General features: G+C 69.2%; 13 protein-coding genes and 2 pseudogenes. 9 read left to right on the top strand and 6 right to left on the bottom strand.

Going from position 1 to position 14,859, the window contains the following annotated elements; translation table 11 throughout:
- Positions 1-56 precede the first annotated feature (56 nt).
- Together QC283_RS08645 and QC283_RS08640 are read left to right on the top strand one after the other, a co-directional pair.
- Positions 57-1,253, top strand: coding sequence for a sensor histidine kinase (locus tag QC283_RS08645; RefSeq protein WP_279560768.1), 1,197 nt, complete (start codon positions 57-59; stop codon positions 1,251-1,253).
- Positions 1,250-1,927, top strand: coding sequence for a response regulator transcription factor (locus QC283_RS08640; protein WP_279560767.1), 678 nt, complete (start codon positions 1,250-1,252; stop codon positions 1,925-1,927). Before QC283_RS08645 ends, QC283_RS08640 begins: the two co-directional genes overlap by 4 nt.
- 206 nt (positions 1,928-2,133) lie before the next feature.
- Here QC283_RS08640 and QC283_RS08635 read toward each other — a convergent pair whose 3' ends face one another.
- Positions 2,134-2,469, bottom strand: coding sequence for a hypothetical protein (locus QC283_RS08635; RefSeq protein WP_279560766.1), 336 nt, complete (start codon positions 2,467-2,469; stop codon positions 2,134-2,136).
- Positions 2,470-2,912: 443 nt separating this feature from the next.
- On the opposite strand from QC283_RS08635, the gene QC283_RS08630 reads away from it, so the two are divergent.
- Positions 2,913-3,437 (top strand): CGNR zinc finger domain-containing protein, encoded by a 525-nt coding sequence (locus QC283_RS08630; RefSeq protein WP_279560765.1) that lies wholly within the window; start codon positions 2,913-2,915, stop codon positions 3,435-3,437.
- Between the two features lie 30 nt (positions 3,438-3,467).
- On the opposite strand, the gene QC283_RS08625 is transcribed toward QC283_RS08630, so the two are convergent.
- From QC283_RS08625 to QC283_RS08615, 3 genes and pseudogenes are all read right to left on the bottom strand, one after another.
- Entirely contained in the window at positions 3,468-4,385 is a 918-nt protein-coding gene (locus QC283_RS08625; protein WP_279560764.1) for an AEC family transporter, read from the bottom strand.
- On the bottom strand, positions 4,382-5,491 hold the full coding sequence (locus tag QC283_RS08620) for a pyridoxal phosphate-dependent aminotransferase (RefSeq protein ID WP_279560763.1): 1,110 nt from the start codon (positions 5,489-5,491) through the stop codon (positions 4,382-4,384). Before QC283_RS08620 ends, QC283_RS08625 begins: the two co-directional genes overlap by 4 nt.
- Before the next feature lie 234 nt (positions 5,492-5,725).
- Positions 5,726-6,139: pseudogene (locus tag QC283_RS08615) on the bottom strand (transposase); the annotation flags it as partial.
- A 59-nt stretch (positions 6,140-6,198) separates the two neighbouring features.
- Between QC283_RS08615 and QC283_RS08610 the strand changes: the two are divergent.
- Positions 6,199-6,420, top strand: a pseudogene (locus QC283_RS08610) (transposase); the annotation flags it as partial.
- A gap of 273 nt (positions 6,421-6,693) precedes the next feature.
- Here the strand turns inward: QC283_RS08610 and QC283_RS08605 are convergent.
- Together QC283_RS08605 and QC283_RS08600 are read right to left on the bottom strand one after the other, a co-directional pair.
- Positions 6,694-8,163 (bottom strand): amidase, encoded by a 1,470-nt coding sequence (locus tag QC283_RS08605; RefSeq protein ID WP_279560762.1) that lies wholly within the window; start codon positions 8,161-8,163, stop codon positions 6,694-6,696.
- Between the two features lie 441 nt (positions 8,164-8,604).
- Positions 8,605-9,171: a TetR/AcrR family transcriptional regulator gene (locus QC283_RS08600; RefSeq protein WP_279560761.1), complete on the bottom strand. Its 567-nt coding sequence runs from the start codon at positions 9,169-9,171 to the stop codon at positions 8,605-8,607.
- 169 nt (positions 9,172-9,340) lie between these two features.
- On the opposite strand from QC283_RS08600, the gene QC283_RS08595 reads away from it, so the two are divergent.
- From QC283_RS08595 to QC283_RS08575, 5 genes are all read left to right on the top strand, one after another.
- Positions 9,341-10,945, top strand: a complete 1,605-nt coding sequence (locus QC283_RS08595; protein ID WP_279560760.1) for a CocE/NonD family hydrolase — start codon at positions 9,341-9,343, stop codon at positions 10,943-10,945.
- Positions 10,946-11,061: 116 nt separating this feature from the next.
- Complete coding sequence (locus QC283_RS08590; RefSeq protein ID WP_279560759.1) at positions 11,062-12,012, top strand: ABC transporter permease; 951 nt, start codon at positions 11,062-11,064, stop codon at positions 12,010-12,012.
- The gene (locus QC283_RS08585; protein WP_107477648.1) at positions 12,009-12,866 is read left to right on the top strand and encodes an ABC transporter permease; all 858 of its coding nucleotides are present in this window, start codon (positions 12,009-12,011) and stop codon (positions 12,864-12,866) included. The genes QC283_RS08590 and QC283_RS08585 overlap by 4 nt, the downstream gene beginning before the upstream one ends.
- The gene (locus tag QC283_RS08580) at positions 12,863-13,858 is read left to right on the top strand and encodes an ABC transporter ATP-binding protein (RefSeq protein WP_279560758.1); all 996 of its coding nucleotides are present in this window, start codon (positions 12,863-12,865) and stop codon (positions 13,856-13,858) included. The genes QC283_RS08585 and QC283_RS08580 overlap by 4 nt, the downstream gene beginning before the upstream one ends.
- Positions 13,851-14,648, top strand: coding sequence for an ABC transporter ATP-binding protein (locus tag QC283_RS08575; RefSeq protein WP_279560757.1), 798 nt, complete (start codon positions 13,851-13,853; stop codon positions 14,646-14,648). The genes QC283_RS08580 and QC283_RS08575 overlap by 8 nt, the downstream gene beginning before the upstream one ends.
- Positions 14,649-14,859 lie beyond the last annotated feature (211 nt).

Here is a 14,859-nt window from a genome sequence, read left to right as displayed (position 1 = left end):
GGCGCCGCGGCGCGTCTGTCACCCTGAACCGGCTGGTCCCACCTCGGAGTACGACGATGACTGAACGATGGAAGCACCGAGCCGCCGAGCACCCCCACACGGCCCACGCGGTGACCACGAGCCTGCTGCTCGCCTTCGCGGTGGGCGGTGTCTTCCTCACCCGAGCGGTCGCGTCCCAGGAGCCGCCCGTCCTGTGGCCCGGCTTCGTGCTGTCCGCCGCCGCCTGCGCCGCCTTGCTGCGCCGCCACGGCCGCCCTCTTGCCGTACTGCTGGTGACCACGGTGTGCATCATGGCCGAGGGGTTCCTGGGACACCTCATGACGCCGCTGCTCATGGGCCCGATGCTGCTCGCGCAGTACACCGTGAGCCTGCGTCCCGATCGCAGGACCACCTGGTACAGCGCCGCCGCGGCCACGGCCGGGATCGCGCTCACCGGCTTCATCGCCACCGACTCCCCGCACCAGTGGATCATCGGCCTGGTCAACCCGGCAGCCTGGGTCCTGATGGTCGCCTCCTTCGGCAGCTACGTGCGCGTGCGCCGCGAGTACGCCGTTGCCCGCGCCGAACATGCCGCCCAGGAGCGGGAGGAAGAGACGCGCCGACGGGTGATCCAGGAACGCATGCGTATCGCCCGCGAACTGCACGACGTGGTCGCCCACCACCTCGCGCTCGCCAACGCCCAGGCCGGCACCGCCGCCCATCTGGCCCGGAGCCACCCCGACCAGGCCATCGCCATGATCGAGAAACTGCCGGAAGTGACCGCCTCGGCCCTCCGCGAGCTCAAGGCCACCGTCGGCCTGCTGCGCCAGGACACCGACTCCCGGGAACTGGCTCCCGCACCGGGCCTGAAACAACTGCCACAGCTCGTCGAAACCTGCGCGTCAGCCGGCCTGGACGTCTCGGTCACCCGCGCCGGCCGGCCACGACCGCTCCCACCCGGCCTGGACCTCACGGCCTACCGGATCGTCCAGGAAGCACTCACCAACATCACCAAGCACGCCGCCACACCCTCCGCACGGGTCCGGCTGGAGTACACCCCTCACGACCTGACGCTGACCATCACCAACGAAGCCGGCACACACCCTGCGGCCGCTGCCGGCTTCCCCGGCCGCAGCCGTGGCTACGGACTGCTCGGCATGCGCGAACGCGCCTTGTCGGCGGGCGGAACCTTCCACGCCGGCCCGCGGCCCGAAGGCGGTTTCGAAGTCGCCTGCACGCTTCCCCTTCCCCGCTCCGAGAAGAGCACCTCATGACCATCCGCGTTCTGCTCGCCGACGACCAGGCGCTGCTCCGGGCCACCTTCCGCATCCTCATCGACTCCGACCCCGACATGACCGTCGTGGCGGAGGCCGCCGACGGTCAGCAGGCCGTGCTACTGACCCTCGAGCACCGCCCCGACGTCGTCCTCATGGACATCCGCATGCCCGGCGCCGACGGGCTGGCCGCCACGGCCGACATCTGCGCCCGGACCGAACTGTCGAGCACCCGGGTCCTGATCCTCACCACCTTCGAGAACGACGAGAACGTCGCCATGGCCCTGCGGTCCGGGGCGAGCGGATTCCTCGGCAAGGACGTCGGAGCCGACGTCCTCCTGGCAGGCATCCGCACCGTGGCCGCGGGCGACTCCCTGCTCTCACCCACGGCCACCCGTGCCCTGATCACCCGCTTCCTGGCCACCCCGGCCGACCACGTGTCCCTCACCGCGCCGGAACGCCTCACCCTGCTCACCGAACGCGAACGCGAGGTCATGGCGCTGGCCGCGCTGGGCAAGTCGAACCACGAGATCGCCGACCAGCTGGTCCTCAGCCCCCTGACCGTGCGCAGCCACGTCTCCCGCGCGATGACCAAACTCCACGCACGCGACCGGGCGCAACTGGTCGTGATCGCCTACCAGAGCGGTCTCGTCCGGCCGGCCCCCGACGGCTGACGCACGATGATCTGACCAGCGGGTTCGCTGCGTTGACGATGCACCGCCCGTCCGGCCTCACCGCCTGACGTACCTCTGACCCGGCGCAGTCGGGGTCACTGCTCGGACGCAAGCCTCTGCCGCAGGGCATCGTTGTCGTCGTGGTGAACGACCTCCTCGAAGCACAGCCGCAGCCTGTGCTTGTCCAGCAGCCCGCCGCGATCGCATCAAGCTGTTCGCGGTGCTCCATCGTCCGCACCTGAAAATACGCCTCGCGGACGTCTTCGGGCTCGTAGGCGAAAACCTGGTCCATGCGATCGCGGATGTACCCGCTTGAGGTTGATGTGTTCCATGAACACATCGGTGATGCCCACGTCGACGAGCTGCTCGAGGAGATGGTCGAGGAATTCCGGCTGGGTGGCGAAGTGGGGCAGGAGAGGGCCGACGAGCACGTAGATCAGGTTGCCGCCGTCATTGAGTTCGGCGAGAGTACGCAGGCAGCTGGATGTGAGTGGGGCGCGGACCCCCAGCCAGCGGCTGACCTTGTCGTCGGTGGTGGTCACGCTCACGCCGACCTCGGCGCGGGACAAGCTGGTGAGCGGGTCAATGACGCGGGCGACGACGGGTGACTTGCTGAGGATGCGGACCAGGCCCGGTTTTCTGCAGGATGCCGGGGGTCGGTACTTCGTCTTGTGGCCCTGGTAGGACCGGTGACCGAGTTGATCAGTATCGTGCCCCGGCGCAAGTCCTGCGGCATTTTTGTCAGTTACTTGTGGCGAGCCCGACCGCGTTCTTCCCCACATACAGGTAGTCGCCCCACTCCTTGATAGATCGATCGAACTGGCGCACGACGAAGCTGGTGCAGCAGGAGGTGCAGCGGATCACGCAGCCGGTGTAGGGGTTGACGACGTCGTTCGACGATTCCTCGACTTCTGGATCAGGGTCTTCGCCTGCTCAGTGCAGCTGATCACGGAGGGACGCATAACGGCCGTGCTGCAATGGGTGAGTGAAGTTTGAGCATGACAACATGGTCGGTGTCCGCTTGGCTGTGTCGTTGGTGAATCTTGAGGCCGACGGTTCCTGGCGGGCTGAGGCGTTGGAGCAGGTTCTTGAGCGCCATGCGATTCGGCGTGCTCGTGTGACTGGTTCGGCGGGTGAGGAGATCAGGGTGTGGTCGCGGCGCTTGCGGCCTGTTTTCGAGGCTGCCTCGCAGGACGAACGGTGTGAGACAGTCAATGCCCTGCTCGCCGACGGTGCCGGAAGGGTCTATCTGACTACGCACGACGGGTTACGCCCGCATCTGCACTTCGCGCCGGACGGCGAGGACGTGCAGAGCCGTGTGCGGGCCGTGACCGCGGGAGGGCTGGCCATCTTCGCCATGGAGGCGGAGGGCCGGCGGCTGGGGGTGTGCGCGTTGGACTCGTGCCGGACGGCTTTCGTTGACACCAGCCGCAATGGTCGCCGCGCCTACTGCAGTGCTCGCTGCGCCAACACGGATGCGGTCCGCCGCCACCGTATGAAGCAGGGCTGACAACGGTCGCAGGCCCGAGGACTCCGGTGGTCAGGTGGGGACGAGGGCCGCGACGAGCGGGACGGCGGCGATGCCCATGAGGGTCTGTGTCGCGGTGATGCCGGCCATCATCGGTGCATCCCCGCCGAGCTGTCGGGCCATGATGTATGACGACGATGCCGTGGGCAAGGCCTGGAAGAGCACGGCGACGAGCAGTGCCGGCGCCCCGAGGCCAAGTGGCCGGGCCAGCAGGAAGGTCACGGCCGGCATGACGACGAACTTCATGGTCGTGGACGTGAGGATCGGGCCCGTCCATGCGCGTGCCTGGCCAAAGCGCAGCGCGGCGCCGATGCACAGCAGTCCCAGCGGCATCGAAGCGGCTCCCAACGACTGCAGTGCCGGCTTGATTCCCGGTGGCAGACCCAGGTCCAGGGCCTGGAGGAGGCCGCCTGCCACGCAGGCGAGGATGAGCGGGTTGGTCACCATCTGCCGGATGATGCCTGTCAGGGTCGGGCGGGCCTCGCCGAACCGGGCGAAGACCAGCACGCACAGCACGTTGACCGTGGGCACGATCGCCGCGTTGCAGACCGCGGCCATAGCCACGCCCTGCGTGCCGTACAGGCCGGAGGCGATGGTCACGCCGATGTAGTTGTTGAATCGGATGCTGCCCTGGAAGACCGAGGTGAAGCCGTCGGCGGGCACCCGCATCAGGGGCCTCAGGGCGATGACCAGTGCGGCGACCACCAGGGTGGAAGCGACCAGGACAGCCGTCAGCCTTCTCACCGGAAGGTCATGGGTATCGGCCGTCGCGAGGCCGTGCAGGAACAGTGCCGGCAACAGCACCCGGTAACCGAGACTCTCGGCCCCGGACCAGAAGCTCTCGCCCTGGATCATCCACCGCTTGACGACGAGGCCGAGCCCGATCAGCAGAACGACGGGTATCAGGGCCTTGAGTGTCAGTGCGATCACGAGGCGACCTCGTCAAGGACATCGACGACAGTGCGGCAGCCCCATTTCAGCGTGGTGATGTCGGTGGCGAAGGAGAGCCGCGGATGACCCGGCGCGCCGAAGGCGCTGCCCGGCACCGTTGCGCAGCCCGCTTCCAGGAGCGCGTCCGCCACCGCGAGGTCGTCACCGGTCGCAAGGCGTGGGAAGAGGTAGAACGCGCCGTCGGGCACCATCGTGTCCAGGTGCGGGCTCTGGCGCAGGATCGCCAGCGCGGCATCACGGCGGCAGCGGTAGGTCGCCTGCCGCTCCACGAGGATTCCATGAGGCCCCTCCAGCGCGGCGACGGTCGCCAAATGGCTCACGGCCGCCGTCTGCGTGCAGTTCTGCGTCTGTACGGCGGTGATGGCGCGCACGAGGTCGGACGGGCCCAGTCCCCAGCCGATGCGCCAGCCGGTCATCGCATACGCCTTGGAGACGCCGTCGACGAGCAGGATCCGCTCCCGCAGGTCCGGTGCGACCTGCGCGAGGCCGACGTACTCCCGATCGTCGTAGCGGATGTGGGCGTAAATCTCACCGGACAGGACCATGACAGTTGGGTTTCGCCGCAGCACCTCTGCAAGGGCCGCCAGTTCATCATGGCTGTAGGTGGCGCCGGAGGGATTGCCGGGGGCGTTCAGCACCACCCAGCGCGTCCGTTCGGTGATGGCCGCCCGCAGTGCTTGCGGCGTGAGGCGGAAGCTGGACGCGGCCGGGCAATCGGCGACCACGGGCAGACCACCGCACAGGCGGATCATGGCGGGGTAGCTAGCCCAGTACGGCGCCGGGACGATCACCTCGTCCCCCGGCAGCAGAGTGGCGAAGAACGCGTTGAATATGACTTGCTTTGCGCCGCACCCCACCGCCACCTGGGTGTCCGCGTACTCCAGTCCGCGATCCCGCTTCACCGCGTTCCGCACGGCCCGGCGCAGTGCGGGCAAGCCGTTGGCGGGGCTGTAGCCCAGCACACGGCCAGCCGCCTCTTGAGCCGCGGCTATGACATGACCGGGCGGGGTGAAATCTGGCTCACCGAGCGTGAGGTCGACGGTGTGACGGCCCTGCGCGCGATGCTCGGCCGCGCGGCGGGCCATCTCAAGGATGGGCGATCCAGCAGGGGTCCCCCGGCGACCGGTCACCGTGCATCCCTCCCGCAGGGGAACGACAGTTGCGCACGGCCGGGGGTCACCTTGTGCCGCAGGGACAGACAGCTCGGGGCACCGAGTATCGAAGCAGGCATGCAGACACACTGATGTAATTCTGCGAGGCACTACAACCATTACATGCAAGCTTGGGAGCCATACGAAAGGGCTGGTCACAGTCGCGCACTAGTCTTTTGAGTCAGGAATTCTGTTCAGATAGTTGGCGAGGCGTTCGAGTATCTCGTCGGCGGTCTTCGTCCAGACGTAGGGCTTGGGGTCGGTGTTCCAGGCGGCGATCCAGGTGCGGATGTCCTTCTCCAGTGCCTGGACGCTTCTGTGGACGTCTCGCCGTATCTGCTTGTTGGTCAGCTCGGCGAACCACCGCTCGACCAGGTTGAGCCAGGACGAGCCGGTGGGCGTGAAGTGCAGGTGGAAGCGTGGGTGGGCCAGCAGCCAGGTCTTGATGGCCGGGGTCTTGTGAGTGGCGTAGTTGTCCAGCACCAGGTGCACGTCCAGGTCCGCCGGTATCTCCTGGTCGAGTTTGATCAGGAACTTCTTGAACTCCTCGGCCCGGTGCCGGCGGTGCAGGGAGCCGATCACCTAGGCCGGGGTGGCCCGTAAGTACTGCGGAGCGGTCGGCAAGCGGGCGAACTGCCAGGTCGTGGACGGACGAACCGGACCGCTGCCGCCGGGCCGGAGTCCCCGACGGCGTCGTCCACCAGGAGGAGTGGCGTCTCGCGCTCGGCCTGCTCGACAGCCTGGCCGACTGGCAGTTGAAGGCGTCGGTGGTGGTCGCCGATGCCATCCACGGCGTCAGCACTTCCTTCCCCGCCGGCCTGGAGAAGCGAGAAATGTCGTACGCCCTCGCGCTGACCGGGTAGTACGGCTCGTCTGCTGCGATGCGATCGGTGGGATCAGGGAGCCGTCGACGATGACGAAGTCGCGCTCGTCGAACCGATCCGCGTGTCCTCGGCCGGTTCCGCACACGTAACCAGTCGCTGGATCGGGCGCTGCGTGTGCGACTGGGGCCCGGGCCCACTCATACGCTGTCCCGCCGGGCTCACCCGGCGGGACAGCTGCCACAAGGCCGAAGGCGCGCCGGCATCCGAGGGCGGCATCACGTCGGCCGCAGGCCGTGCCGACTCCCGGTGGTGTCAGGCTTCTTGGTCCCACGTCCGGATCGCCGGCGTGCGGTCCTCGATGGCCTGGGCTGCCTCGAGGATGAGGTCCTCCTCGAAACGGCCGCCGATGAGCTGCACTCCCACCGGCAGACCGTCCTCCAGGGCGACGGGCAGGGTGACGGCGGGGAAACCAAGGACCGGGACCGAGGTCATCGGCCACATGGCGGAGAACAGCTCGCGGGTGCGTTCGGGCCCCGTCTGGTCTGCGTCCTGTTCGAAGGGGAGCTCGGCGCAGACCGGCGTGAGCAGCAGCCGCTGCCTGCCGAGGAGTTCCTGTAGCCGGGTGATCAGGGTGGCGCGTCGCGCCCAGCCGTTGATGTAGGTCTCCAGGGAGGGGCGCTCGCCGCACACCTCGGCGGCGTACGCGAAGTGGCCCTCCAGCGCGGTGCGTATCGCCTCGTCGCCCAGCTGCTGCACGACCGGCAGGAGGAGGCGGATGTCCTCGGTGATCAGCAGTGCCCACAGTCGCGAGGCCTCGGTAAGCAGGGACAGCCGGCTCACTTCCTCGACGACGTAGCCGGCGTCCACCAAGCGGGCCACGGCCGCGTCCAGGGCCCGGTCGACGGCCGGGTGGTTCTTGACGTCGGCGTTGCCGCGCACCACGGTGACGGCGATCTGGTGGCCGGCGGGCCGCGCCGGAGCGGGGAACGCCGGGACGCCCTGCGGCATCCGCACGTCAGGTGTGCTCATCGCGTGCAGCGCCAGGCGCGCGTCGGCCACGTTGCGGGCCAGCGGCCCCTGTACGGCGCAGTAGTGAACGGTGGGCGGGAAATCGAGTTCCACCGGCCCGCCAGGGGTGTCGGCGAAGGCCGGTGGTCCGTAGTCGGAGACGCGGCCCACCGTGGGCCGCACACCGACCACACCGCAGCAGGCCGCGGGGAAGCGGATCGAGCCGCCGATGTCGTTGCCCTGGGCGATCGGCGTCATGCCTGCGGCCAGGCTGCTGGCTGATCCGCCGCTGGAGCCACCGGGCGTGCGGTCCGCGTCCCACGGGTTGAGCGTGCGGCCGTACAGCTCGTTGGTGGAGAACCAGCGGAACGAGAAACCCGGCGAGTTGGAACGGCCGAGCGGAACTGCGCCTGCTTCACGGAGCGCGGTGACGCACGCCGCGTCGCCGGTGGCCTTTTTGTCCGCCAGGGCGGCCACTCCGTTGCTGGTGGCGTATCCCTCCTGATCGGTATTGATCTTGATGGACACCGGGATCCCGTGCAGCGGTCGCAGCTCGTCGCCCGCGGCCACCGCCGCGTCGGCGCGCCGGGCGGCGGCGAGCGCCTCCTCCGGCCGGACGTCCACCAGCGCGTTCAGTCGGGGATTGGTCTCTTCGATGCGGTCCAAACAGGACCGTACGAGTTCCTCCGAGGAGACCTCGCGGGTGCGAATGGCCTCGGCCAGGTCGGTGGCGGAACGCTGCCACAGGGGGGCGGACGGTTCGTGCTTACCCAAGGAACACCTCTTCGGAAGGGCCTGCTCGCCGGCGGCGCGGCGCGGGCGGTACGAGAAGGGGGAGGAGGAGGCGGACGGCGTCGGTGAGCTGAGTCCGACCGGCGGTGGCGCCGTGCGCCGCACCGTTATGAAACGGCGTTTTATTACGGCGTCAGAGTGCGCTTCCGCTGCTTGCGATGTCAACCCCTGGCCAGCACGCCATGGGGTGGGGTGGGGTTGAAGCGCTGTCCGTGAGGCGGATCGGCCGGTTGTGGCTCGCCCTGGGCGGGGTGCCGGGCCGGGGGAGGCCGACCGCGGTCACTCGGTGTCGTGTCGCACTCGCAGCCTGGAGGTGTTCTTCCGTGCGTGGTGCCCCGGTCCCCCTCTCCCGGTTCATGAAGCCATCCGTCGCGATGACCGTTGAGCGGTTTGCCGGTCGAGCTCCTGGCCGAGAGGTCTGCTTCAGGTGTCGATGAGGGCGTCCATCACGGCTCTGGCGACGCGGCTGGCCCGCTCCGCCGTCCAGTAGACCGGCTCCTCCAGGGTGGAGACGTAGTAGCCGCGGGTAAGCAGGGACAGGACGTCCGCGGCGAGGTCGGCGTCGGGCACGCCTGCGGCGATGGACGCGTCGAGGAACTCCTGGCGCGCTTCGAGCGGTTCGCGGCGGTCAACCCCGTGGGGTTCGGTGTGTGCCGACGAGAGCATCTCGACCCAGAGGGTGCGCAGCAGCCGGTCTTCGGGCTCGGTGCTGAGGTGCCATTCCACCGTGGCGCGCAGTCGGTCCGCCCCGCTCAAGTCGTCCAGGTGTGCTTCCAGGTCCGTCCGCCAGCGGGATTCGGCGGCTTTCACGGCGTTGGTGATCAGCGCTGTGCGGGTGGGCATGTAGTTCGTGACCATCGCCGTGGACCCACCGAGCTCCTTGGCCACGGCGCGAATGGTGATGGCACGTGCTCCGTCGCGCGCCGCGACCGCGAGGGTCGCCCGGGCGATCGCCTGGCGGCGCTGTTCTTCATCGACATCGATCGGCATGGCAGCAACCTAGCGCAGAGGGGGTTGACGTCGAACCCGCGTAAATGCAACGCTGTTATATCACAATGTTTTTCCAGCATTTTCCTTCGTGGAGGCTTCTGTGAGCCCTGGCGTTCAGCGCGTCACACCAGAACGCGTTCCCTCGCACGCGCGGCAACACATGGTGCGCATGAGGGACGGGGTACTCCTGGCCACCGACGTGTACGGAGCCGTCCCGGGAGAACCCGCGCCGACCGTGCTGGCCCGGGTCCCTTATGACAAGAACAGCCGGTACGTCTTCTTCGACAAGATCGCGGAGAGGTTCACGGCCTGCGGCTACGTCGTGGTGGTCCAGGACGTCCGGGGCAAGTTCCGTTCGGAGGGCCGGACGTTGGGTTGGACCGGGGAGGTCGACGACGGTTACGACACCCTCGAGTGGATCACCCGTCAGTCCTGGTCCGACGGGATCGTGGGCATGTTCGGTGACTCCTACTACGGGTTCACCCAGTGGTCCGCCGTCTCCAGCCAGCACCCCGCGCTGCGCGCCATCGTGCCCCGTGTGACCTCCACCTCGAACGCCCCCGGCATCGCCACCTACGACTCCGGGTCCGGTCGGCAGCCCCTGTGGCTGGAGGGGACCACCTACCAGGCGCAGGTGTGGGTGGACAACGACACCTACGAGTTCGACGTCGATCTCACCAGGCGCCCGGTCGCCGCCGCCTACGAGGAGGCGTTCGCCGCGATCGGGAAGCGCTCGGCCGGCTTCGACCTCATCGTCGGAGGCATCCCCCTCGCCCCGTACAACGGCCCGCACCCCTACGACGCCCGTCCCGTGCCGGTGCTGCACTGCGTGGGCTGGTTCGACAACCTCGGCATCGCCCACATGCGCGACTACACGGAGCTCGCCACCCGCCCCGGCTGGGCGGCCGTCCAGTACCTGATCGCCGACACGATCGACCACGAGAACTACTTCCTCGAAGACGCCCCGGCCACTCCCGAGACCGATCACCTGGCCGACGCCGCCGCTCTCGAACGCATGCTGGACTTCTACACCGGCCCAGCGATCGAGTTCTTCGACGTCTTCCTGAAGGGCACCGCGCAGCCAGACTCGCTGCCCCGGGTGCGCTGGAAGCTCGGCCATGTGGGTTGGCGCACCTCCGCCGTATGGCCGCCGCTGGAAGCCGAGGCCGTCGAGCTGTACTTGACGGAGCCGGCCGCGGCGACCGGAACGACTCCCGGAGGGAAGCTGGCCCCGAGCCCCAGCGACGCCCCCGAATCGGCGGAGTGGCGGTACGATCCCGACGACCTCGTGCCGTCCGCCGCAGCCGACACCTTCCTGCAGTTGCGCGACCACGTCGACGAGCGCCGCACGCTCGACCGGGACGACGTCCTCGTGTTCACCGGCCCTGCCTCCGACCAGCCGCTCGACCTCGCCGGCCCCGTCCACGCGGTGCTGCATGTGGAGAGCACGGCGCCCACGTTCGACGTGTTCGTCCGTCTCCTCGACCTGGCTCCGAACGGTACGGCGCGCCTGATCGTGCGCGGCTGCGCCCAGGTGGACGGGCCGGGTGAGGTGAGGATCGCCTTGGGGCACACCGGTTACCGGGTGCGCCCGGGTTACCGCCTCGCGCTGATGATTGCCGGCAGCGACTTCCCCAACCACCTGCCCAACTCCGGCTCCATGGAGAGCCCGTGGCTGACGACCACCCCCAAGGCGAGCCTGCAGAAGCTCCACACCGGCTCCGCCCGCCCCTCCCGCCTGTGTCTGACCGTCCTGCCCGAAAGCGGCGAATAGCCCCCGCACCCTGGAGGGCCCATGCTCCCTCTGCGACACCTCCCCAGCACGCCGCCCATCAGCCCGGCAGTGCGTCCCCCGGCCACCGAACGGCGCCATGAAGGGAGCGGCACGAAATGAGCCTCCACTTCGTCGCCACCCGCCTCGGCATGCTCGTCCTGACCGTGTTCGTCTCCAGCCTCGCCATCTACGGCGCCATGTTCCTCACCCCCGGAGACCCCGCCACGCTGCTCGTCGGCGGCAGCCGCGACCCCGACCCCGCCGTACTGGCGCAGATCCACCGCGAGTACCACCTGGACGACCCGTTCCTCCAGGGCTACTGGCACTGGCTGAGCAACTGCGTGCAGGGAGATTTCGGCAAGTCCCTCGTCTACCGCGACTCCGTCGCCGGACTCATCGGCGCCCGTGCCGGCGACACCCTCGCCCTCGTCGCCTACGCCGCCGTCCTCGTCCTCGCCGTCGGCACCGCCCTCGGCACCGTCGCCGCCCTGCGCGGCGGCCGTACGGAAACCCTGGTGACGACCGTGACGGCAGGTGCGATGGCGGTACCGACCTTCGTCATGGCGGTTCTGCTCATCTGGCTCTTCGCCGTCCAGCTCCCGTGGTTCCCCGTCTACGGCTCCGGCGAGGGCTTCACCGGCACCCTGACGCACCTGACGCTGCCGGCCGTCGCCCTCGCGCTGACCTGGATCGGCTACGTCGCCCAGGTGACCCGGACCGCCGTCCGCGCGGAGATGCGCTCCGAGCACGTGGAGACCGCCCGCAGCCGAGGCGTCCCCGAGCGGACGGTGATCAGGCGGCATGTGTTGCACAACGCCTCCGGCCCGGTCTTCGCCGTCTCCGGCGTCGGCATCGCCGGACTCATCGCCACCGCGGCCGTCGCCGAGCAGGCGTTCGGCACCGGAGGGCTCGGAGCCCTCATGATCGAGGCCGCGTCCAAGCAGGACATGGCCGTCGTGCAGGCCGTGTCACTGATCTTCGTGGTGGTCTTCGTCGTCCTCAACACCACCGTCGACCTGGTCAGTGCCGCCCTCGACCCCCGTAGCGCGCAGAAAGGGGTCCGATGACCACCGCCCTGTCCATCCGCACCGCGTCGAAGGGACGCAGCGGACGCCCGCGCGACCACCTGACGCTCGGTGCGGGATGCGTCGTCGCCCTGTTCGTCCTGCTCGCCGTGCTCGGGCCGCTGCTCGCCCCGCACGACCCGAATGCCGTCGATCCGCTGAACGTGAACGCCGGACCGTCCGCCGCCCACCTCCTCGGGACGGACGACACCGGACGCGACCTGCTGTCCCGGCTGATTGCCGGAACCCGTGCCAGCCTCGCCGCCCCCGCTGTCGTCATTGCCGTGTCCACCACACTCGGCACCCTCCTCGCGATGACTGCGGCCTGGTTCGGAGGATGGACCGACCGGTTCGTCTCCGGCGCCCTCGACATCGTCTTCGGCTTCCCGGGGCTCATCATGGCCGTCCTCGTCGCCGCGGTCTTCGGCGCCGGACTGACCGCGCCGATCGTCGCCCTGTCGATCGCCTACCTGCCCCTGATCACCCGCGTCGTACGCTCGGCCGCGATCAAGGAACGTAACCTGCCCTACGTGTCGGCGCTCCAACTCCTCGGCGCGCCCGCCGCCCGCGTCTGGCTGCGGCACCTGCTGCCGAATCTGCTGCCGCTCATCCTCGTCCAGGCCACCATCGGCTTCGGATACGCCCTCCTTGACGTGGCAGCGATTTCCTTCCTCGGACTCGGCAGCCAGCCGCCGGACCCGGAGTGGGGGCTGATGGTGTCCAACGGCGCCCCCTCCATCCTCGCCGGCCAGCCGCAGCAGTCGCTGTACGCGGGTATGGCCATCCTGATCGTCGTCGTCGCGTTCAACCTGCTGGGGACGGGACTGTCACGACGTCTGCTCGGAGAGAACGCATGAGCACACCACCCCTCCTCCGGATCGACGCGCTCGGCGTCGATCTCCCCCTCGACGGGACACCCCGCACCGTCGTCCACCGCGCCGACGTCACCGTCCCCGAAGGTGCCGCCGTCGCCCTGGTCGGCGAATCCGGATCCGGCAAGTCCTTGACCGCCCGCTCCGTCCTGGGACTCCTGCCCGGGAACGCCGAGATCCGCGGAGACGTGCTGTTCGCCGGCGAGTCGGTCCCGCGCATGGGGCCCGAGCGCCTACGCGCCTTCCGCGCGACCGAGGTCGCCATGGTGTTCCAGGACCCCCGCGCCCACATCAACCCCGCCCGCAGCGTCGGTGACTTCCTGATCGAAGGACTGACCACCGCGCGCCGTGCCCCGGCCGCGGAGGCGGTGAAGAAGGTCACGGGGATCCTGCGGGAAGTCGGCATCGCCGACGCCGAACGGCGCATGCGGCAACGGCCCCACGAACTGTCGGGCGGCCTGCTCCAGCGGGTCATGATCGCCGCCGCGCTGGCCGCCGAACCACGCCTGCTCCTCGCCGACGAGCCGACCACCGCCCTCGACGTGACCACCCAGGAGGAGGTGATGGCCATCATCGGCGAGGCCCGCGAAACCCGGGGGGTCGCCCTGCTGTTCATCACCCACGACCTGGAACTCGCAGCCGCCGTGTGCGACCGGGTCGTGGTGATGTACGCGGGCACGACAGTGGAGGAACTCCCCGCGAGTCGGCTGCGCGGGGGCGCCTCCCACCCCTACACACGCGCTCTGCTCGCCTCCCGCCCTCCGGTCTCCGACACCGCCGCGGAACTCCGCGCGATCCCCGGCAGGCCCCTGTCCGGCTTCGAGGTCCCCGGTGGATGCGCGTTCGGCGAACGATGTCCCCGCGTCCAGGACCTGTGTCGCGACGACCGGCCGGAACCGTCCCCCGCCGGCGACACCACTGCGGCCTGCCACTTCCCCCACACGCCCTCGCCCGAGGAGACCGACAACCATGCTTGAGGTACGCGGCCTTCGCAAGGAGTTCGGTGACTTCGTCGCCGTGGACGACGTGACGTTCTCGCTCCTGGAGCGGGGTTCCCTGGCGATCGTCGGCGAGTCGGGATCGGGCAAGACGACCACAGCCCGCATGATCGCGGGGCTGGAGTCGCCCAGCGGCGGACACATCGTCGTCGCCGGCGACGAGCGTGGCACCGGTCGGCCGCGGGCACGCGAGCGCCGCGCCCGCGGCCGGCGGATCCAGATGGTGTTTCAGGACCCCTATTCGTCCCTCGACAGGCGCCAGCGCGTCGGGGAAGCCGTCGCCGAGGCGGTCGCGCTGCACAAGGACCTGTCCGCGGACCGGCTCCGCGCCCGCACGGCCGAACTCCTCGACATGGTGGGCCTGGACGGCCGGCAGGCACGCTCCCTGCCGAAGGCACTCTCCGGCGGCCAGCGCCAACGCGTCGCCATCGCCCGCGCTTTGGCCGCCGAGCCGCGTCTACTGATCCTGGACGAGGCCATCGCGGCCCTGGACGTGTCCATCCAGGCGCAGATCCTGGCTCTGCTCGCCCGTATCCGGGCGGACACCGGCACCGCCCTGCTGTTCATCACACACGACCTCGGCGCCGTCCGTCACATCAGCGACGACGTCCTGGTGATGAAGGAGGGAAGAGTCGTCGAACACGGTTCCGTCACGACCGTCCTGGGAGATCCCCGGGATCCCTACACCCAGGGCCTCATCGCCTCCATCCCGAAGCCGGGCTGGAAACCGCGCAGAAAGGCGGACAGGACCGCCGTCCGGCATCCGTAGGAGCGTCACCCCCCACACACCACGCGAACCACCGAACGAAGACGGCTGTCCCGGCGAGGGAACGGGACAGCCGTCTTCTTCCTCTTCCCCTGGCTACGGACTGCGGGAAGGCCCGGACAGGTCGCACCTCTCGGCCGAGGAAAGAAGGAGCACGAGACGTGAACACGAGGTCAGGGCGCCACCGCAGGACCCGCGCCCTCCCGGCCGGACT

The sequence above is a fragment of the Streptomyces sp. DH41 genome (genome assembly GCF_029813785.1).
GTDB lineage: Bacteria > Actinomycetota > Actinomycetes > Streptomycetales > Streptomycetaceae > Streptomyces.
This window is presented reverse-complemented; position numbering and strand designations above follow the sequence as displayed.